The organism is Selenomonas ruminantium subsp. ruminantium ATCC 12561 (assembly GCF_000424065.1).
Lineage (GTDB): Bacteria > Bacillota > Negativicutes > Selenomonadales > Selenomonadaceae > Selenomonas_A > Selenomonas_A ruminantium.
Genome location: NZ_KE384129.1, coordinates 22,379 through 42,199, shown reverse-complemented (window position 1 = coordinate 42,199; position 19,821 = coordinate 22,379). Strand labels below are relative to the sequence as shown.

General features: G+C 49.3%; 16 protein-coding genes. 15 read left to right on the top strand and 1 reads right to left on the bottom strand.

The genetic code is table 11. The annotated features are described in order from the left end of the window. The first annotated feature begins 215 nt into the window (after positions 1-215). Both pyrR and mnmM read left to right on the top strand, forming a co-directional pair. Positions 216-770: a bifunctional pyr operon transcriptional regulator/uracil phosphoribosyltransferase PyrR gene (gene pyrR / locus G598_RS0116500; RefSeq protein ID WP_026767856.1), complete on the top strand. Its 555-nt coding sequence runs from the start codon at positions 216-218 to the stop codon at positions 768-770. A 65-nt stretch (positions 771-835) separates the two neighbouring features. Beyond that, positions 836-1,408 (top strand): tRNA 5-(aminomethyl)-2-thiouridylate-methyltransferase MnmM, encoded by a 573-nt coding sequence (gene mnmM / locus G598_RS0116495; protein ID WP_026767855.1) that lies wholly within the window; start codon positions 836-838, stop codon positions 1,406-1,408. A gap of 108 nt (positions 1,409-1,516) precedes the next feature. Here the strand turns inward: mnmM and serC are convergent, their stop codons facing one another. Continuing rightward, complete coding sequence (gene serC, locus G598_RS0116490; RefSeq protein ID WP_026767854.1) at positions 1,517-2,608, bottom strand: 3-phosphoserine/phosphohydroxythreonine transaminase; 1,092 nt, start codon at positions 2,606-2,608, stop codon at positions 1,517-1,519. 615 nt (positions 2,609-3,223) lie between these two features. Here serC and trpD point away from each other — a divergent pair. From trpD to holA, 13 genes are all read left to right on the top strand, one after another. After that, entirely contained in the window at positions 3,224-4,255 is a 1,032-nt protein-coding gene (gene trpD / locus G598_RS0116485) for an anthranilate phosphoribosyltransferase (protein WP_026767853.1), read from the top strand. Then, positions 4,252-5,058, top strand: a complete 807-nt coding sequence (trpC, locus tag G598_RS0116480; RefSeq protein ID WP_026767852.1) for an indole-3-glycerol phosphate synthase TrpC — start codon at positions 4,252-4,254, stop codon at positions 5,056-5,058. Before trpD ends, trpC begins: the two co-directional genes overlap by 4 nt. After that, complete coding sequence (gene trpB, locus G598_RS0116475) at positions 5,055-6,245, top strand: tryptophan synthase subunit beta (RefSeq protein WP_026767851.1); 1,191 nt, start codon at positions 5,055-5,057, stop codon at positions 6,243-6,245. Before trpC ends, trpB begins: the two co-directional genes overlap by 4 nt. Then, positions 6,238-7,011, top strand: coding sequence for a tryptophan synthase subunit alpha (gene trpA, locus G598_RS0116470; protein ID WP_026767850.1), 774 nt, complete (start codon positions 6,238-6,240; stop codon positions 7,009-7,011). The genes trpB and trpA overlap by 8 nt, the downstream gene beginning before the upstream one ends. Before the next feature lie 785 nt (positions 7,012-7,796). After that, on the top strand, positions 7,797-9,383 hold the full coding sequence (gene serA, locus G598_RS0116465) for a phosphoglycerate dehydrogenase (RefSeq protein WP_026767849.1): 1,587 nt from the start codon (positions 7,797-7,799) through the stop codon (positions 9,381-9,383). Between the two features lie 202 nt (positions 9,384-9,585). Further along, on the top strand, positions 9,586-9,939 hold the full coding sequence (locus G598_RS0116460; protein ID WP_026767848.1) for a hypothetical protein: 354 nt from the start codon (positions 9,586-9,588) through the stop codon (positions 9,937-9,939). Between the two features lie 104 nt (positions 9,940-10,043). Next, complete coding sequence (locus G598_RS0116455) at positions 10,044-10,622, top strand: helix-hairpin-helix domain-containing protein (RefSeq protein ID WP_026767847.1); 579 nt, start codon at positions 10,044-10,046, stop codon at positions 10,620-10,622. A 15-nt stretch (positions 10,623-10,637) separates the two neighbouring features. Continuing rightward, on the top strand, positions 10,638-13,028 hold the full coding sequence (locus G598_RS0116450; RefSeq protein ID WP_026767846.1) for a DNA internalization-related competence protein ComEC/Rec2: 2,391 nt from the start codon (positions 10,638-10,640) through the stop codon (positions 13,026-13,028). A 71-nt stretch (positions 13,029-13,099) separates the two neighbouring features. Continuing rightward, the gene (locus G598_RS0116445; protein WP_026767845.1) at positions 13,100-13,291 is read left to right on the top strand and encodes a hypothetical protein; all 192 of its coding nucleotides are present in this window, start codon (positions 13,100-13,102) and stop codon (positions 13,289-13,291) included. A 136-nt stretch (positions 13,292-13,427) separates the two neighbouring features. Further along, positions 13,428-16,013, top strand: a complete 2,586-nt coding sequence (locus G598_RS0116440) for a 3'-5' exonuclease (RefSeq protein WP_026767844.1) — start codon at positions 13,428-13,430, stop codon at positions 16,011-16,013. Positions 16,014-16,157: 144 nt separating this feature from the next. After that, complete coding sequence (gene gdhA, locus G598_RS0116435) at positions 16,158-17,507, top strand: NADP-specific glutamate dehydrogenase (RefSeq protein ID WP_026767843.1); 1,350 nt, start codon at positions 16,158-16,160, stop codon at positions 17,505-17,507. Positions 17,508-17,620: 113 nt separating this feature from the next. Further along, positions 17,621-18,586, top strand: coding sequence for a type I phosphomannose isomerase catalytic subunit (locus G598_RS0116430; protein WP_026767842.1), 966 nt, complete (start codon positions 17,621-17,623; stop codon positions 18,584-18,586). Between the two features lie 175 nt (positions 18,587-18,761). Then, positions 18,762-19,808, top strand: coding sequence for a DNA polymerase III subunit delta (holA, locus tag G598_RS0116425; RefSeq protein ID WP_026767841.1), 1,047 nt, complete (start codon positions 18,762-18,764; stop codon positions 19,806-19,808). Positions 19,809-19,821 lie beyond the last annotated feature (13 nt).

The window sequence follows — 19,821 nt, the reverse complement described above, 5'->3', positions numbered from 1 at the left end:
TATCTAAATCTGCAAGCTGACACCAACAAGTCAATGCAGATATGTACCGATTCGTTAGTCGGGAATTTAAGCCTCTGGAGCGTTATATCAAACGTGAGAGTAGTCTGTTCTTCAGGACGGCAAAAGCGGACGCGGTGAATGAGGAATGGAACATAAAAGTTAACTTTCTACGGAAGGTTTATGGCTTTTTATAAGTTTTCAGTAACGGCGAGGATATGGAATTTATTGATAAAACTGTCCTGATGGACACCGAAGGTATCCGCCGGGCATTGACCCGCATTGCCCATGAGATTGTGGAAAAGAACAAGGGCGTGGATAATGTCGTTCTCGTGGGAATCCGTACTCGGGGCGTGCCTATTGCTGAACGTCTGGCCGAGAACATCGAAAAAATTGAAGGTAAAAAGCCGCCTGTGGGCGTGCTCGATATAACCTTGTATCGGGACGATCTATCCACGCTGGCCTATCAGCCGATTGTGCGTCCCACGGAACTGCCGGTGGATATTACGGGCAAAATCGTTGTGCTGGTAGATGATGTGCTCTATACAGGGCGTACGATTAGGGCTGCGTTGGATGCGGTCATTGACAATGGCCGTCCCAAGACCATTCAGCTGGCTGTACTGGTGGACAGAGGCCATCGGGAACTGCCGATTCGCGCGGATTTTGTAGGCAAGAACGTGCCAACATCATCCAAAGAAGTAGTCAGCGTACAGCTGCAGGCAACGGATGAAGCAGAGAATGTAATCCTGCGGGAAATCGTCGAGGAAAAATAAATTTAGAATGTGTAGCCAGGGCAGAGAGCTTTTTCTGCTTTGGCTTTTTTATAGGAGGAAAAGTCTTGCAAACGGTAAGCAATGTATTGAATTTGGTTAAGGCAGCCATAGAACCTGCACTAAAAAATGCACGGACAGTAGTAGATGCAACCGCCGGCAATGGACATGATACGCTGTTTTTGGCAGAGCATACTGTCGATGAGGCAAAAATCTATGCCTTTGATATTCAGGAAACGGCGCTAAACAATACGCGGGTGCTAACCGCTAAATATGCTGGGCGGATTAATTATGTTTTAGCTAGTCACGATAAAATTGCCGAATTGGTGTCCGAGCCTATTGATGTAGCGATGTTTAATCTTGGCTATCTGCCTGGCGAGGAGCATTGTGTTACCACCAAGACGGAAAGCACGATGACCGCGGTAAAGCAGGTATTGGACAAGCTGAACTGTAATGGAGTATGCGTGATTGTCGCCTATCCCGGACATGCGGCAGGGGCACAGGAAGCGGCCAGTTTAGAGGAATTTTTCGCCGTGTTGTCGAAAAAGAATTATACAGTTGGTTGTTATCGTCTGCTCAATCATGCGCGGACGGCACCTTATGCCTATGTGGTGGAAAAAGTACTCCCCGTTCGCCACTGACAACGTATGAACTGGATACATTTATCACGAACTCTCCGATAAACTGCAATTGTAACCTAAAAAGCTGACCCGTCAATTGACGAGTCAGCTATGAACAAAATAGTAACCTTATGCGTTTTCTTTGCGGAACTTATCCATGAACTGGGCGAGTTTTTCAGCGCCTTCATAGGGCATTGCGTTGTAGATGGAGGCGCGCATGCCGCCGACGCTGCGGTGGCCTTTGACACCGCTAAGGCCCTGCTCAAGAGCTTCTTTTACGAATTTTGCTTCGAGTTCTTCAGAGGGCAGGCGGAAGGTGACGTTCATGAAAGAACGGCTGTCCTTGTCGGCATGGCCTTTGTAGAAACCGTCGGAATTGTCGATAGCATCGTAAACCACAGCGGCTTTCTTTTTGTTGCGTTTAGCCATTTCCTCAAGGCCGCCTTCAGCCTTAATCCAGGCGGCAACTTTGCCGACCATATAGATGCAGAAAGCAGGCGGCGTGTTGTAGAGGGAATCTTTTTCGAGGAAGGTGCTGTAACGGAACATGGTCGGCAGAGTTTTGGGGCTCTTGGCGAGCAGTTCTTTCTTGGCAACGACGAGCACGACACCAGCGGGGCCTAAGTTCTTTTGCACGCCAGCGTAGATGAAATCGAATTTCTTGAAGTCGAGCGGGCGAGAGAGCATGTCCGAGGACATATCGGCAAAGAGGGGCACGCCGTTTGTTTCAGGAATGTAGTGGTATTCCGTACCGTAAATGGTATTGTTATAGCAAAGGTGCACATAGGCAGCATTCGGATTGATTTTGAGTTCTTCCTGAATGGGAATATGCTTGAAATCCCTGTCCTTGCTGGAAGCGGCGATTTCGCCTACGCCTAAGAGTTCCGCCTCTTTGTAGGCTTTGGAGGCAAAACTGCCGGACAGGACATAGCTGCCGGGGTGGTCTGTGCTTGCAAAGTTCAGCGGAATCATGGCGAATTGCTGGCTGGCACCGCCCTGACAGAACAGGACTTCGTAATCATCGCCGAGGCCCATGAGTTCCTTGATATCGGCTTTTGCCTGCGCATGCACGGCGGCATAGGGCTTAGCACGATGGCTGATTTCCAGAATGGACATGCCGCTGTCACCGAAGTTTAAGAATTCTGCCTGTGCTTCCTTGAGTACCGACAGGGGCAGGGTAGCCGGGCCGGGGTTAAAGTTATATACGCGATTTGCTTCCATGGAGTACCTCCTAAAAGTAAAAAACTTACAATGTTACATATAGCGGATATTTTTCTTTATTTTACCCCTAATTTTTTATAAAAGCAAGGGCAAAAACAAATATTGTTCCTCTATAAAATACAGATGGCGAAACTGAAAAGATAAATTTTACAGATTTACGAAAAATATCTTGACATACCTGCGGAATAATGATAAGCTTACATCAATTTCAAAATTAAACAATAAGGAACTGCGATAAATAATATTGTAAGATTATTTTATCGTAGTGACCTAAACCGATGAAGCGGAGATAACGGCTTTTACGCCTTTACAGAGAGCCTGCGTTGCTGGAAGTCAGGCAAGAAACGGATGGTCAAATGGACCGCTGAGGGTGCAGTCAAATGGTTTGACAGGTCAAATCAGAGTATTCTGCAACGTGAGGAACGCGTGAGTTTCCGGGGATATGGTTGTATCCTGCAAAGCGCATGGCTGAAAGCCATGAAAACAAGGTGGCACCGCGGATAGTGTGAAAACTTTTCGTCCTTGATAGAATGGATTGTTCTGTCAAGGGCGTTTTATTTTGCCTGGGTTATGGCAGAACCGTGCCGGAGTTTTTGTATCGAAGGAGGATTTACCATGATTGAGCAGGCTATTGTAAAGATTGTCAGCAAAGAGGATTTGACTTACGATGAAGCTTACGCCGTGATGAATGAGATTATGAGCGGCAAGACTAGTCCTACGCAGAATGCGGCGTTCCTGGCGGCACTTTCCACCAAGAGTGCGCGTGCGGAAACCACGGAGGAAATCGCCGGCTGTGCGGCGGCGATGCGTGACCATGCGACAAAAGTGGACACGGGAATGGATATCTGCGATATTGTCGGTACCGGCGGCGATCACTCTCAGAGCTTTAATATCTCCACCACGGCAAGTTTAGTTGCGGCTGCGGGCGGCGTAAAAGTCGCCAAGCATGGCAATCGGGCAGCATCCTCCAAATGCGGCACGGCAGATTGTCTGGAGGCGCTGGGCGTCAATATCGAGCAAAGCCCGGAGATGTGCAAGAAACTGCTCGATGAAGTGGGCATGTGTTTCTTCTTTGCCCAGAAGTATCACACTTCCATGAAATATGTCGGCGCTATCCGCAAGGAACTCGGCGTGCGGACGGTGTTTAATATCTTGGGCCCGCTGACCAATCCCGGCAGTCCGACCCGCCAGCTCTTAGGTGTTTATGATGAATACCTCGTGGCACCGCTCGCGCATGTGCTCAGCAGTCTTGGTGTTAAACGGGGCATGGTGGTTTACGGCAAGGATAAATTGGATGAGATTTCCCTGTCAGCGCCTACGGCGGTCTGTGAAATCCGCGATGGCTGGGTCAAGGCTTATACCATTAAGCCGGAGGATTTCGGTATGGAGCGCTGCACGAAGGATGATTTGGTGGGCGGTACGCCAGCGGAAAACGCTGCAATTACCCGCAGTATTTTGCAGGGCGAGCGCGGGCATAAGCGCAATGCGGTGCTCTTAAACGCCGGGGCTGCGCTTTATATTAACGATAAGGCGCCGACTTTGGCTGATGCTGTAGAACTTGCGGCAGAGCTTATCGACTCCGGCAAGGCTATGGAAACGTTGGAGAAATTTGCCGCTATAAGTCAGAAAGTGCAGGCGGTGGCATGAATGTATTAAAGAGATTAGCAGGTTACGCCCGCGAACGAGTGGAGGCAGCGAAAGCAGAAAAGCCACTTGCGCAAATCTGTGAGGAAGCGTTGGCGCTGCCCAAGGGGGATTTTGCCTTTGAACAGGCCTTGCGGAAAAAGAAGCTGTCCTTTATCTGCGAATGCAAGAAGGCTTCGCCTTCTAAAGGGCTTATTGCTCCGGACTTTCCCTATTTGCAGATTGCCCAGGAATACGAGGTTGCCGGCGCTGATGCAATTTCCGTATTGACGGAGCCACGCGAGTTTTTAGGCAGTGATGCTTACCTGCGGGAGATTGCGGCGGCGGTGAACATTCCCTGCCTGCGCAAGGATTTCACCGTGGATGAATATATGATTTATGAAGCCAAGCTTTTGGGGGCGGCGGCGGTGCTCTTGATTTGCGCCCTGCTTACGGAGGAGCAGATTCGGAAATACTTGGCCATCTGCGATAAGCTGGGGCTGTCGGCGTTGGTGGAAGCCCATGATGAAGCAGAAGTGAAGATGGCCTTAAATGCGGGGGCGCGGATAATCGGCGTCAATAACCGCAATCTCAAGGATTTTTCCGTAGACCTCAATAATAGTGCCAACTTGCGTGAACTGGTGCCTGCAGATATTATTTTTGTAGCCGAAAGCGGCATCAAAGATGCAGAAGATGTCAAAGCCGCTGTGAAGATGGGCGCCAGCGCTGTGCTGGTGGGAGAAGCCCTGATGCGGGCGGAAGATAAGAATGGAAAACTAGCGGAGTTTTATGCCGCTGCGGATAGAGTAAAGGAGCGTTTGCAATGACCAATCCTCAGGGAAGATTTGGCATTCATGGCGGGCAGTACATTCCCGAAACCTTGATGAATGCCGTTATCGAATTAGAAGAAGCCTATAACCACTATAAAAATGACCCGCAGTTCCAGAAGGAACTTACGGAACTCTTAAACGACTATGCCGGCCGGCCGTCACGGCTCTATTATGCAGAGAAGATGACCCGTGACTTGGGCGGCGCAAAAATCTACCTCAAGCGCGAGGACTTAAATCATACCGGTGCCCATAAAATCAATAATGTGCTGGGGCAGGCACTACTGGCGAAAAAGATGGGCAAGACCCGCCTGATTGCTGAAACCGGCGCTGGTCAGCACGGTGTGGCGACGGCGACCGCAGCGGCCCTGATGGGCATGGACTGTGTGGTCTTTATGGGCAAGGAGGACACGGAGCGGCAGGCACTCAATGTCTATCGTATGCGCCTTTTGGGAGCGAAGGTTGTAGCGGTTACGTCCGGCACAGCAACGCTTAAAGATGCCGTATCCGAAGCCATGCGCGAGTGGACGACCCGCATCAGCGATACCCATTATTGCTTAGGTTCCGTTATGGGGCCGCACCCGTTCCCGACGATTGTCCGCGACTTTCAGGCGGTTATCTCGCAGGAAATCAAAAGTCAGATGTTAGAGAAAGAAGGTCGCCTGCCGGATGCGGTGCTGGCCTGTGTGGGCGGTGGCTCCAATGCCATCGGCAGTTTCTATCACTTCATTGAGGATGAGCAGGTACGACTGATTGGCTGTGAAGCTGCCGGCAGGGGCATTGACACCTTTGAGACGGCGGCGACCATCAATACAGGCCGTGTGGGGATTTTCCACGGCATGAAATCCTATTTCTGTCAGGACGAAAACGGTCAGATTGCACCGGTGTATTCCATTTCAGCAGGCCTTGACTATCCCGGTGTTGGCCCGGAACACGCCCACTTGCATGATATCGGGCGGGCAGAGTATGTGGCGATTACTGATGATGAAGCGGTGGAGGCGTTTGAATACCTCTCGCGGACGGAGGGTATTATCCCTGCGATTGAATCCTCCCATGCCATCGCCCATGCCATGAAACTGGCACCGCAACTGGACAAGAACAAAATCATCGTTGTAACGGTATCTGGACGGGGCGACAAGGATTGTGCCGCCATTGCCCGCTATCGGGGGGAGGATATTCATGAGTAATATTGCAAACGCATTCAAAAACGGCAAAGCCTTTATTCCCTTTTTTACCTGCGGTTTTCCCGATATGGAAACGAGCAAGGCTGCGATTAAGGCGGCTGTGGATAACGGCGCTGACCTTATCGAACTGGGGATTCCCTTCTCTGACCCCACAGCCGAGGGGCCGGTAATTCAGCGTTCCACATTGGGTGCATTAAAAAATGGCGTCAATACCAACAAGATTTTCAAAATGGTCAAGGAACTGCGGCAGGAAGTCACGATTCCGTTGGTCTTTATGACCTATGCCAATGTGGTGTTCTCCTATGGCGGGGAGGATTTCTTTGCCAAATGTCAGGAAGTGGGGATTGATGGCCTTATCCTGCCGGACTTGCCCTATGAGGAAAAAGAAGAATTTGCGGCCCTTAGCGAAAAGTACGGTGTGGATTTGATTTCCATGATTGCACCGACGTCCCATGAACGCATCGCTATGATTGCCAAAGAAGCCACGGGCTTTATCTATGTGGTCAGCAGCCTGGGCGTTACCGGTGTGCGCAAGGAAATCACCACGAATCTGACGGAAATGGTGGAGGAAATCCGCAAGGTTACGGATGTGCCCTGCGCCATTGGCTTTGGTATTGCCAATCCTGACCAGTCCAAACGCATGGCCCAGATTGCCGACGGCGTGATTGTGGGGTCGGCGATTGTGAAACTGCTCGAAAAATATGGGAAGGATGCGCCGGAGTATGTGGGGGCTTATGTGAAGTCTATGCATCCGAGAAATTTGCTATAAATGCAGCCCGAGGAAAAAGATGTTTCCTCGGGCTTTTTCATGAAAAATTGCAGTTTGCCAGTACGTGCTGAATTTTTTTGTTACAGCTCAGTTTGGGCAGAGGTGGTAATGCTTTTCGCCGTTGCACGAAATGACCCACAAGGAAATGTATGAGCTTTTTAGTCACCTGCGCCGGGCAAGACCGGCGGCGCGTATGTTCAGCCCAGTATTTAGTCTATGCCGTTTGTGGGCCAGTCCTCACTACGTTCGGACAGTCGTTCCACGGCGAAAAGCATCACCACCTCCGCCCTGAGTGATGTCCGTACCAGCTGTTACTTTCGCAGTGATAAGCAACAAGTACATCGATGTTCTTGTTACGGGAGCAACGAGTTCGTGGCAATAAGCTAATCCGTAACTTGGGGCGAACGGGGAGTGCTTTTTCTGTTAGGAGCGACTGCCTGAACGAAGTGAAGGCCGGCCCCTGTAGGAGGTAGCTAAGCAAATACGCTGAAAGCAGCGCCGTTGGCCTGCCCGGCGCAGGTAACTGGACAGCGCTATTGGCCGAAGGGGTCGTTTAGCGGGAAACAGAAAAAGTACTCCCCGTTCGCCCCTGACCACGTATGAACAAGATACCTTTACCACGAATTGAACTCCCGACAAACTGCAATTTGTTACATAAAGTGTGAATTAATAGCATAAAACTAAACTTAGAAATAAAATTTGTTTTTTGGTAAAATACACTTGCTACTGCGAAATGGATAAACTATAATGGAATAGTGTTATTTTGATTATAAGGAGCGATGGATATGAAGGTTTTGGCTGCTGATGGCATTTCGCCCAAGGGCATTGAGCTTTTGCAGAAGGAGTTTGAAGTAGATGTGCGGGACAAGATTTCCGCTGAGGAACTGCTGGAGATTATTCCGCAGTATGATGCATTGATGGTGCGTTCTGCCTCTAAGGTGACGGCTGAAGTCATAAGCCGGGCAGAGAAGCTCAAGATAATCGGCCGTGCTGGTGTCGGCGTGGATAATATCGACATTCCGGCAGCTACGGCCAAGGGCATTATCGTCATCAACTCTCCCGGCGGCAATACCATCGCCGCTACGGAACATACCATGGCCATGATGCTGGCCATGTCCCGCAATATCCCCATTGCCAATGAAACCATGCAGAAGGGCGAGTGGAATCGCAAGCAGTATGTGGGCGTGGAACTGCGGAATAAGACGCTGGGCGTTATCGGCATGGGCCGTATCGGTTCCGGCGTAGCCAAAAGGGCCATGGCTTTCGATATGAATGTCATCGCTTATGACCCCTATATCAACGAAGACCGTGCCAAGGATTTGGGCGTGACCGTGGGCACGCTTGAAGATGTCATCACCCAGTCGGACTTCATCACGGTGCATATGCCGCTGACCCCGGACACCAAGGGCATGATTGGCATGGAACAGATGAAGAAGATGAAAAAGGGCGTACGCCTGGTGAACTGTGCCCGCGGCGGTATTATCGTTGAAGAAGATTTGGCCGAAGCCGTGAAACAGGGTATTGTGGCTGGCGCGGCAATTGACGTATTCACTAGTGAGCCTGTCGGTGCGGACCATCCTCTCGTCGGTGTGCCGGGCATTGTGCTGACGCCGCATCTGGGTGCATCCACGGTGGAAGCCCAGGTTGGCGTATCCTTGGATGTATCCGAAGGCATTCTGGCAGCCCTCAAGGGTGAACCGGTGGCAACGGCAGTCAATATGGCGCCGGTTTCTCCGCAGGTGATGAAGGTTATTGCTCCTTATCTTACGCTGGCTGAACGTCTGGGCGGCACGGTTGCTTCGCTGGCTGAAGCACCGGTCAAAAAGGTTGAGGTTACCTATAACGGCGAGATTACCGAAGTCAACACGGGCATGCTGACCACGGCTGTAATCAAAGGCCTCTTGAATCCCATTATGGAAAACGATGTAAACTACGTCAACGCACCGGGTCTTGCTAAAGAACGCGGCATCAAGGTGACGGAAGTCAAGAAGAAAGAAGCCGAAGACTTTGCCAACCTCATTACGGTCAAAGCCGATATTGGCGGCGGCAAGAACCTCACGGTACAGGGCACGCTCTTTGGCAGTGAAGCCCGCATCGTGCGCATCAACAAGTTTCGTGTGGACGTTGATCCGCAGGCGCGCATCCTCGTTTGCCCGCACATCAACAAACCGGGTGTTATCGGTACGATTGGTACTTTCCTTGGTGTGCATGGCATCAACATTTCCGGCATGCAGGTGGGCAAGACGGAAGTGGAAGGCACGAGTTTGATGGTGCTGACCATTGACCATGACATTCCGGCAAGTGTGCTTAAAGATGTCAAAGGTATTGATGGTATCATTGATGCCAAGCTGGTCAATTTCTACGCTATTTGACAAGTTAAAACGGTATATAAAGCTAAAACAAAGCTCTGTGTTCAATGGACATGGAGCTTTTTGTTTTGTCTTTGTCTGCATTATGTATACATGTAATTAACATTCACACAATTCAGTAAACAGTTTATTAAGTATACATGCATACAATTTGCGATTAATGTAAACTTATGCTATTATATATCCACGGTAAGGAGTGTTGTGTATGTATACGAAAGAACTTTATATAACAAGAATTAAATTGATTGCCCTTAGCCGGATTCGTCAGATTGTGGATTCGGTTAAGGAAAGACCAGCGGAATACCGCAAGGATACGCGGGAGTATCTGGAGGCCATGTATGAGGGGATTTCCTACATGCGTCCGGAACGTCTGGCGGAGGTAGTGAATACCGTCCATGAAAGCTATGTAGAAGCGAACATGGACGATGATGGCTGTGTAGCCGATTCTCTGATGATGATTGCACTGGCTGAATATCAGAATGAGCTTGGCGAAGAAAATATCTATGACCTCGGTTGGAACAGCTGGGTGGAGGATTTCTTCCGTACGGCAATAGCTTAAACTTTATAGGATATCTGAAAAACTTCTGCATTTGGCAGGAGTTTTTTTCTTGTGCGCGAAAGTAGAATGTATAGCAATGGTGGATAATAGGTGGTGAATGTATTATGCCGATGTACAAGAAACAGTTATTTGTTTTAATAATTCTTTTGCTGGCGGCGGCAGGCGGCACTTATTACGGTTTGTACAGTGAGGAACAAGCCGTAGTGCTGGATGCAGCTGCAACTGCTGAAAGCAGCCCGCCAAAACAGGAAATAACGGTTTATGTAACCGGGGCAGTTAATAAGCCGGGGCTCGTGAAGGTGCCGGAAGGAGCGCGGGCGGCCGATGCCGTCAATGCCTGCGGCGGTTTGCTGCCGACTGCAGACGGCGAAAAAATCAATATGGCGCAAAGTCTCAAGGACGGCCAACAGTTAAAGGTGCCAGAAAAGACTGGAACAAACGGCAAAACGGATTCGGGAAAAACGGATAAATCCAAAGGCGCAGACAGCGGGGAAAAGGTCAATATCAATACTGCCGATGAAAAAGCGTTGGATACTTTGCCGGGAGTCGGCCCTGCCATGGCAAAACGGATTATCGAATATCGAGAAACAGAAGGAGCCTTCCAATCCATTGAGGATATTAAAAAGATTCGTGGTATTGGCGAGGCCAAATTTGCCAAAATGAAGGATAGGATTTGCATATAATCAGGATGTGAGGGCATGAAAATCGGTCAGCATCAGGAAGTATTTTTGGCAGGCTTGCTGTTGGCTCTAGGCGCAGGAATTGGCTGTGCCAGTTTGCTTACATTGCCGATGGGGATTGTGGTGTCCTTGCTGGTAGCAGCGTTATTTTTGTCCATTTATGGCTGTCATCGAGTTCAGCAGTGGACATGGCTGTCCATGTTGATGGCGTTCTTTTTCGTGGGCTTTTTGCGCTTTATGGCGGTGGATAATCTGCCGGATACAGATATTTCCCATTTTGCTAAAGAGACGGTGAAAATCGAGGGCACTTTGCGGGAAGTTCCGCGGTTGACAGAAGATAACCAGGGACGGAAGAAACAGCGGTATTTGCTTGATGTGACCAAAGTCAAACAGCAGGGACAGGAATGGCAGGCGGCCAGCGGCGGGCTGTATGTATATGCTGCAGAGCAGGCTGCACCGGAGGTGCGGATTGGCGATAAAGTGACAGCCGCCGGAAAGGTGCGCTCACCCCATGGCTATCAGAATCCTGGCCAGCTGGATACGAAAATGCTGTTAAAGAGTCAGGGAATCAGCGCTTCCTTATCGGCAGGCAAGCAGGGAATAAAAGTCATGCCGGTGGACACGGCTGCTTTTGCCCGTAAATTGGCAGAGGTGCGCCGTCATTATCGGGAACGCATGGAGCAGGTTATGCCGAAAACGGATGCAGCGGCTATATTTGCCATGCTCTTTGGCGGCTATGATGGCTTGAAGCCTGAACTGGTAGATTCGTTTACCATTACAGGCATAGTTCATATCCTTTCGGTGTCCGGCTCGCATATCAGTCTGTTGGCGGCGGTGATGGCAGGGCTGGGGGCATTACTGCGCCTGCCTAAAACGGTTACGGTGGTGCTGGTGGTGGGATTGATTGTTATTTACAGTCTGCTGGCAGGTGCGGTGCCGCCGGTTATCCGCTCGGCGATTATGGGCGGTCTGGCTTTTGTGGCACTGGCTTTGGACAGGGAGCGTGATGCACGGCGGATTTTACTGTTGACCGGGCTGGTTATGCTCTTAGTCTCACCGTTGTTATTCTTTCACATCAGCTTTCAGTTGTCCTTCCTGGCCACGGCAGGACTGCTTTATTTGGCGCCTGTCTGGCAAAAATATTTTCGTGAGCATGGCTGTAATGCGTATATTGCGGCAGGGCTTTCCATTACGCTGGCGGCACAGCTTGCCACTCTGCCGATACTTGCCTGGTATTTTAATCAGTTGTCGCTGTCCTCTCTGATTGCCAATCTCGTGGTAGTGCCTTTGGTGGAAATAATTATCGTTCTGGGTCTTTTTGCCGGAGTAGCAGCTTTTATCCTGCCGTTTGCAGGCAGTGTAGTCTTTGCAGGTGGAAGTCTGCTCTTGGGTGTGGTTACGGAAATGACGGTGAAAATTGCCGCCCTGCCGGCAAGTGCGATATGGATTCCGAGTATGAATTTCGGTTGGGGCCTATTGTATTATTTGCTGTTAGGCTTGTTCCTGCTGAATGCCCAACAGCGGGAACAATTATGGGACGGCATAAAAAAACGGCGCAATGCTTTGAGCGTGGCGCTGTTGGTGGCCGTTGTATTTCTGGCTAGTGTTCAATTGGCAAAGCCCAAGGAAATGCAGGTGCATTTTATCGACGTAGGGCAGGGCGATGCAGCGCTGGTTATTACGCCGGGAGGACGTGCCTTTATGTTTGATACCGGTGGTACACGGGACGGTAATTTTGACATTGGTGCGAAAGTGGATGTACCTTATTTATTGCACTATGGCGTGTTGAGGTTGGATGGCGTTTTTCTTTCCCATGCTCATGAAGACCATGCGGCAGGCTGTGGTGGCATTCTGCGCAAAATTCCGGTTGCGCAGGTGATAACCGCCGATGAAGGCATAGTGGATTATGCCCGCAGTATGAAACTGGGGGATAATGACCCTTTTCTGCACAAATTCCATACTGCCCGTCAGGGGGAAAGTATGACTGTTGATGGTGTGACCATTGAAGTGTTGTTTGCCCCGCCGTTGCAAGAGGGCGATAATAAAACGGGCAACGAGGCATCAAATGTCTATCGCGTGTCCTATGGCAAGGCTAGTTTCCTGTTTACGGGGGATTTGACCAAAGAAAAAGAAGCACAGTTATTGGCAGAGGGGATAAATCCTGCCAGCAGTGTGCTGAAAATCGGCCATCATGGCAGCGATACCTCCAGTTCGTTGGAGTTTTTACAGGCGGTCAAACCGCAATTTGGCGTATTTTGTGTGGGAGCGGACAATTCGTTTGGGCACCCGAAACCTGCTGTGGTGCAACGATTTAAGGAGCAGGGGATTAAAACTCTGCGAACAGATGAAAATGGTGCAGTGGTTTTTTATACGGATGGGGAGCGCATGCGGGTAGAAACTTATCAATAAAAAAGCAGGATTTTGCTGTTAAAAGTGGAAATAATATAATATCAGATGAATATGCAGAAGGGATGATTTTTATGACAGCAGAAGAATTCAAGAGTGCAGCAAAAAAATTAGGTATTACAGAAGTTGCCGCAAACCAGACAGTTGAGTTGCATGAAAAGTTTCTGCGCATGGGCATGACACCGGCCAGCTATGAGGAGATACTGGCAGCAAAACAAAAAAAATCCTGCGTAGAAGTATTTGAGGCAGCGTTGGCAACGCATTAAGAATAAATAAAAAGTACATAAAGAGATCTATTTTTAGGATGTTACAGGCGGTGCAGGCGGTTTTATAAGCCTGTACCGCTTATATTTTGCACCGGTACAATAACGCATATCGGGAAATTAAGGTGGCACAGGAACTATGGATTTGGCATTAAACAAAGAACAACAAGCAGCAGTAGAGGAACTGGAAAAAAATATTTTATTATTAGCACCGGCAGGCACAGGGAAAACCAATACCCTGGCCTGCCGTATTGCGCATATTATTGAGGAAAATCGGGCCCTGCCGGAGGAAATTCTCTGTCTGACCTTCACCAACAAGGCCTGTCGGGAAATGCGCGAGCGTGTGGAGGCGCGGGCAGGAGATAATGGCAGCCGGGTGATGGTAAAGACCTTTCATGGATTTTGCTATGAGGTCATTAAGACAGAGGCCAAGCGTCATTCGGATTTATTCACGGATTTTACGATTTTTGATGAAACAGATTGTCAGGGCCTGTTAAAGGAGATTATTGACGAAGAATGGCCGCTCAAGGCGGTGCAGAATCTGGTCAATCAGCTGAAGGAAAAGAAGGCCGAATATGCCATTGATAGCGGGAATTTAATCGCGGATTATCAGCAGACCTTGCAGCGGCTTTTGCAAAAGGAAACCGCTGCAGTAAAGGCATTAACTGTGGATGACGCCTATAAATTCCACGGGCGGCTTTATGAGGGCTGGCAAGTCTGGGGTGCAGAGAAGACTGCGCTATATGATGAGCGCCTTCACGAGCTGCATGGATTGGATTTTACGGATTTGCTGGTGCAGGTGGATACGCTTTTTCGGCAGGACAGCGTGGCAGGAAAATGGGCGCGGCGGTTTGTCTATATCAATATCGACGAGGTGCAGGATACGAGCCTGTTGGAGTACCGCATTATCTCCCAGATTTTTGGCGCCAGTCATCTGCTCCTTTGTGGGGATTATTTTCAGACCATTTATGAATGGCGCGGTTCACATCCGGAACTTGTCTTGCGCAAGTTCCAGCAGGATTATAATCCCAGACGCATCGTGCTCCATGAAAATTATCGGGCTACGCAAGTGCTCTTAAATGCGTCCTTTGACTGGCTCAGAAATTCCTTCCCGGAGCGGGTAAACCTGCTTTATCCTGACGGTCTGCAGGCGGTGAGTCGTGAGCATGGAGAGCCGATTGTACTGAAGGGCGCGGCGGATTTCAGTGAGGAAGCCCAATGGATTTATTATCAGATTCAGCAGCTGCCCGTTGCCGATTACAGCCGGGTCTGCATACTGACCCGCAGCAACCGCTATAACAAGGAATTGTCTGCTCATTTCCGTTCACTGAGCCGTTTTGTATCGGAAAAAGAACGCCTGCCCTTTATGCTGATTGACGAGCAGAAGTTCTTTCGGCGGCAGGAGATAAAGGACGCCTTGGCGGTTTTGAAACTAGCGGTCAATAAGCATGACGTGGCAAGTTTGGTGCGGGTGCTGAACCGCTTTGCAACCGGAATTGGCCCGGCGACCATCAAGAAATTGTCCAGTGAGGAAATCCGCAGTGCGGGCATTCGGCTGACGGATTTTGTCGATGCCGATGCCCGTGAGAGCGGCGAGCCTTATGCGCAGTTGCTGGCGGCTTTGGCGGCAGAGAATATCGTCGTGTTTGATGTGGAGTCTACCGGCGTGGATACGACTCGTGATGAAATCATCCAGATTGCGGGCATCCGCCTGGATAAGCATGGGGCGGTCAAGGAAAAGTTTGTACGCCTTTTGACGCCCTTGCGCAAGGTCGGCGATTCGGTGAGGGTGCATGGTCTTACGGATGATTTCCTGCGGGAGCAGGGCGAAGACCCTAAAAAGGTCTTGCAGGATTTTTGCGCCTTTGCCCAAGGGGCGGTACTCGTAGGGCATAATGTGTCCTACGATTTGCGGATTTTGGGCAGCGAGCTGTCCCGGCTGGATTTGCCGCCGCTGGAATATCCGCTGTATTATGATACGCTGGATATCTTCCGGCGGTTTTATCCCAATCTGCCCAATCACAAGCTGGAATTTTTGGGCAAATACTGTGAGGTAAAGCATAAATCCAGCCACGATGCCTTTGATGATATTATGGCGACGGCGGAAATCCTCCTGTATGCCGTGGAGCGGGATTTGCGTCCTCATGTGGAGGCGCGGCAGGAAATTATGGCCAAATATCAGGAGTTGTTTACCGAATGGGCAGACATGCTTACCGAAGTTCGCCAAAAGGCAAAGCACCTGCGTCCCTGGCAGCTCTTGGGGGAGATTGTGGTGAACTGGGGCATGGATAAGTATTATGTAAAACACAAGGAACCACAGCGCGTGGAGCACTTGCGGGATTTATTCCGGCAGGCACGGGATTTGGACGATGAAGCTATCCGGCCACTCGATGCGGTGGAGCGTTTCCTGCGTTATACGACACTTTCCAATACGGAGCTGGATGCGTTGACGAAGCGTCCGCAGATACCCATTATCACCATCCATCAGGCCAAGGGGTCGGAATTTGACTATGTATTCTTGGCAGGCTTGCAGGAGGGGAATTTTCCTGGCTTTCAGGCGGAGAAAAGCGGGCGGCTGGCAGAGGAATCACGGCTCTTTTATGTGGCTATGACCCGGGCGAAAAAGCAGCTGTTCCTGTCGTGGTCGCAGACCATGTATGGTCATTACCGTCATATCAGCAGTTTTATCCGCAATATTCCGCGAAAGTATCTGCATAATGTATGATGTGCGTGTGTCTGAACATGCATACAGTATTTTTTATAAATTTTTGTTGTTATGATAAAATTGTGTACATTCAGGCGAGAATGTAGTATACTATTTATTGGTAGACACAATTGTATGAGTTTTATAGACAAAGGAGCGATTACTTTGGCAGACATGAAACAGTATGTACAAGATACGTTAGACCTGATTGCAAAACGCGACCCAGACCAGCCGCAGTTCAAGAATACGGTATCCAAGGTTTTGGAAAGCGTTATCCCTGTGTTGGAAGCACATCCCGAATTCAAGGAACAGAAGATTTTGGAACGCATTATCGAGCCGGAACGCGTGATTACCTTCCGCGTACCCTGGCAGGATGATAAGGGCGAAGTTCATGTAAACCGTGGTTTCCGCGTGCAGATGAGCAGCGCCATTGGCCCCTACAAAGGTGGTCTGCGTTTCCATCCCAGCGTAAATCTCGATATTTTGAAATTCCTGGCTTTCGAACAGGTATTCAAGAATGCTCTCTCTGGCCTGCCGATTGGCGGTGCCAAGGGCGGTTCGGACTTTGACCCGCATGGCAAATCCGACAATGAAGTTATGCATTTCTGCCAGAGCTTTATGACGGAACTTTACCGCCATATTGGCCCGGATGTGGACGTTCCGGCTGGTGATATCGGCGTAGGCGGTCGTGAAGTCGGCTATCTCTACGGTCAGTACAAGCGCATCCGCGACAGCTATGATGCAGGTGTCCTGACGGGCAAGCGCGTTGACTATTGGGGCAGCCTTGCCCGTACTGAGGCTACCGGTTACGGCCTGCTCTATTTTGTCAAGAATATGCTTGACGCTAAAGATATCAGCCTCAAGGACAAAACGGTTGTGGTTTCCGGTTCCGGTAACGTGGCAACCTATGCTATTGAAAAGGCACAGGCGTTTGGTGCCAAGGTCGTTACCTGCTCCGATTCCAACGGCTATGTCTATGACCCCAATGGCATTGACCTTGATGCTGTCAAGGAAATCAAGCAGGTTCGCCGCGGCCGCATCAAAGAATATGTGGAAAATCATCCGCAGGCTGAATACCATGAAGGCTGCAAGGGCGTTTGGACGGTCAAATGCGATGTGGCTCTGCCGTGCGCAACGCAGGGCGAAATCGACCTCGAAAGCGCGAAAGCCCTCGTGGCTAACGGCGTAATCGCTGTTGGTGAAGGTGCTAATATGCCGTCCACGCTGGAGGCAATCGCTTACTTCCAGCAGAACAAGGTGCTCTTTGCCCCGGGCAAGGCAGCCAATGCCGGCGGCGTATCCGTTTCCGCACTCGAAATGGCCCAGAACTCCGAAAGACTCCAGTGGACGTTTGAAGAAGTTGATGGCAAGCTGCAGGACATCATGGCCAACATCTACAAGAATGCCAAGGCCAATGCCGAAAAATATGCAGACCCCGACGATTTGGTAGCCGGTGCCAACATCACTGCCTTTGTCAAGGTGGCTAATGTTATGCTGGCGCATGGTCTGGTGTAAGAGAATAAGAATTTTGGAATTGACCAGTCAGATTGGCTGGTCAATTTTTATGGAAAAAAATGCTGATTAGCGTTATAATTTATTTGAAAAATATATAATGGAGTGATGAATGAATGTTGAAACCTATGCTGTTAAAAGCACCGTTGCAAGATTATCTTTGGGGCGGCAATCGGTTGAAAAATGAATATGGCAAGGAAACAGATATGGATATCGTGGCAGAAAGCTGGGAACTTTCCTGCCATGAAGCTGGTCTTAGCGTAGTGGACAGTGGCGAGCACAAGGGTGAGACGCTGGCAGAGGTTTTGTCTGGTGAAGGTAAGGTGATGCTGGGCACTAAGGCACAGGAAATGGATTATTTTCCCTTGCTGATTAAATTCATTGATGCCAAGGGCAACTTATCCGTGCAGGTTCATCCCGATGATGAATATGCCTTGCGGGAAGAAGGCGAGCAGGGCAAGACGGAAATGTGGTATGTAGTAGACGCAGAACCCGATGCCAGCCTTATCTATGGTTTTCAGCAGGAAATCAGCAAAGAGGAATTTCAGCAGCGCATTGAAAACAATACCTTATTGGAGGTTTGTAACCAAGTGCCTGTGCATAAGGGCGATGTGTTCTTCATCAAGGCGGGGACATTGCATGCCATTGGCAGCGGCATACTGATTTATGAGGTACAGCAAAGTTCCAATCTGACTTATCGGGTATATGATTATGGACGTGTTGGCAAAGATGGCAAGCCGCGTCAGCTGCATATCGATAAAGCATTGGCCGTGACAAAACTGGAAGTACCCAAAGCTACGGCTGAAAAAATGGTTGACATAGATGTATTTCCCAATTTAGATATTAAACTGTTGGCCAAATGTAAGTACTTTAAGGTATATCATGGCTGCCTGCATGGGGATAGTGCTATGCATACTGGCGAAGATTCCTTCCATTGCCTGACTGTGCTGGAAGGGGCCTTGAAATTAACAGGTAACGGGGAAAATCTTACCTTAAATAAGGGAAAGACCGTATTTGTTCCTGCGGGACTGGGAACTTATCAGGTGCAAGGACAGGCAGAATTTATTTTAAGTAAAGTATAAAGTGCAAAATGCTCGTGGGAGCTGACAATATTTTTTCCTAGCAGAGACAGGCTGCTCAAACGCTGCGAAAAAATACCAGCTCTTACGAGCTTTAGCTTTATTAAGTGTTCATTGATTTATTTTCTAAAATCGCGTTATAATGTATAAATAATCTTCATAATCAGAGGTATAGACGGTGAAATTTGGCGAGTTTATGGCCAGTTTGCAAAATAATCAGTTAAAGCATGTTTATTTACTGGCTGGTGAGGAACGTTATTATATAGAGAAGGCACGGGAAAAGATTTTTTCGCAGTTGTTCGTCAGTCCGCAGGAGCAGGCGGGGGCTTTACAGAAGCTGACAGGTACGCTGGATACAGATGATTTGGTTGGTCTTATTGAGACAGCGCCGTTTTTTGCCAGCAAGAACGTGCTGCTCCTGCAGGATACCTCTTTGTTTAAAGAGAATAAAGAGGAAGGGGAAAGTAAAAAGTCCGGCAAGGATAAGAAGATGGAACGATTGTTGGCAACGCTTTCCGATATGCCGGATTTCAGTTACGTTATTTTTGTGCTGAACGGCAAAGCGGATAAGCGGCGCAAGCTGTATAAGGTTATTGAAAAATGCGGGGCAGTGCTTGAAGCAGAGGCTGTTCGGGCTTGGAATATCAATGACTGGCTGCAGGGCAAACTGCAATCACTGAACAAGGATATGAGCAGGGAGGCAATGGCGTATTTCAGCGGTGTGGTCAGCACCATGCAGACCATTTCATTGGAATTTTTGGACAAGGAATTTGACAAACTGGCCTTGTTCACCCAAGAGCGGCAAATCACAAAAGAATTGCTGAGCAAGGTATTTGCAGGCTTGCCGGAAGTATCGGTGTTTGCTATGCTGGATGCTATCAGCGAGCGGAAGGCGAAGCGAGCCTTGCAGCTCTTAAGGCGGCAATTGAATGACGGCACTTATTTTACGGTCATATTGGCACTGCTGACCCGTCATGTGCGGCAGCTTTGGCAGGCACAAGTTTTGCAAAAACAGGGGATAAGGGGCAAGGCATTGGCCAAACCTTTGGAACTAAATCCTTTTATTGCTGAGAAATTGGGACGGGCTGCCATGCAGTTTCCTGAGGCAGTATTGAAACGCAATATGCTTAAACTCATAGATGCAGATTATTTTTTGAAAACCGGACAAGCTGGGGAAGAAGTATTGGAATATGTCGTGATTGACCTGTGCCGCGGGCGGACATAGGCAAAGGAGATAA

Excerpts from the sequence above, each read along its gene's own strand:
- trpA (WP_026767850.1), top strand. The coding sequence starts at position 6,238 with ATGAGTAATATTGCAAACGCATTCAAAAACGGCAAAGCCTTTATTCCC.
- serA (WP_026767849.1), top strand. The coding sequence starts at position 7,797 with ATGAAGGTTTTGGCTGCTGATGGCATTTCGCCCAAGGGCATTGAGCTT.
- trpC (WP_026767852.1), top strand. The coding sequence starts at position 4,252 with ATGAATGTATTAAAGAGATTAGCAGGTTACGCCCGCGAACGAGTGGAG.
- G598_RS0116450 (WP_026767846.1), top strand. The coding sequence starts at position 10,638 with ATGAAAATCGGTCAGCATCAGGAAGTATTTTTGGCAGGCTTGCTGTTG.
- trpB (WP_026767851.1), top strand. The coding sequence starts at position 5,055 with ATGACCAATCCTCAGGGAAGATTTGGCATTCATGGCGGGCAGTACATT.
- trpD (WP_026767853.1), top strand. The coding sequence starts at position 3,224 with ATGATTGAGCAGGCTATTGTAAAGATTGTCAGCAAAGAGGATTTGACT.
- pyrR (WP_026767856.1), top strand. The coding sequence starts at position 216 with ATGGAATTTATTGATAAAACTGTCCTGATGGACACCGAAGGTATCCGC.
- G598_RS0116455 (WP_026767847.1), top strand. The coding sequence starts at position 10,044 with ATGCCGATGTACAAGAAACAGTTATTTGTTTTAATAATTCTTTTGCTG.
- G598_RS0116430 (WP_026767842.1), top strand. The coding sequence starts at position 17,621 with ATGTTGAAACCTATGCTGTTAAAAGCACCGTTGCAAGATTATCTTTGG.
- G598_RS0116460 (WP_026767848.1), top strand. The coding sequence starts at position 9,586 with ATGTATACGAAAGAACTTTATATAACAAGAATTAAATTGATTGCCCTT.
- G598_RS0116440 (WP_026767844.1), top strand. The coding sequence starts at position 13,428 with ATGGATTTGGCATTAAACAAAGAACAACAAGCAGCAGTAGAGGAACTG.
- serC (WP_026767854.1), bottom strand. The coding sequence starts at position 2,608 with ATGGAAGCAAATCGCGTATATAACTTTAACCCCGGCCCGGCTACCCTG.
- G598_RS0116445 (WP_026767845.1), top strand. The coding sequence starts at position 13,100 with ATGACAGCAGAAGAATTCAAGAGTGCAGCAAAAAAATTAGGTATTACA.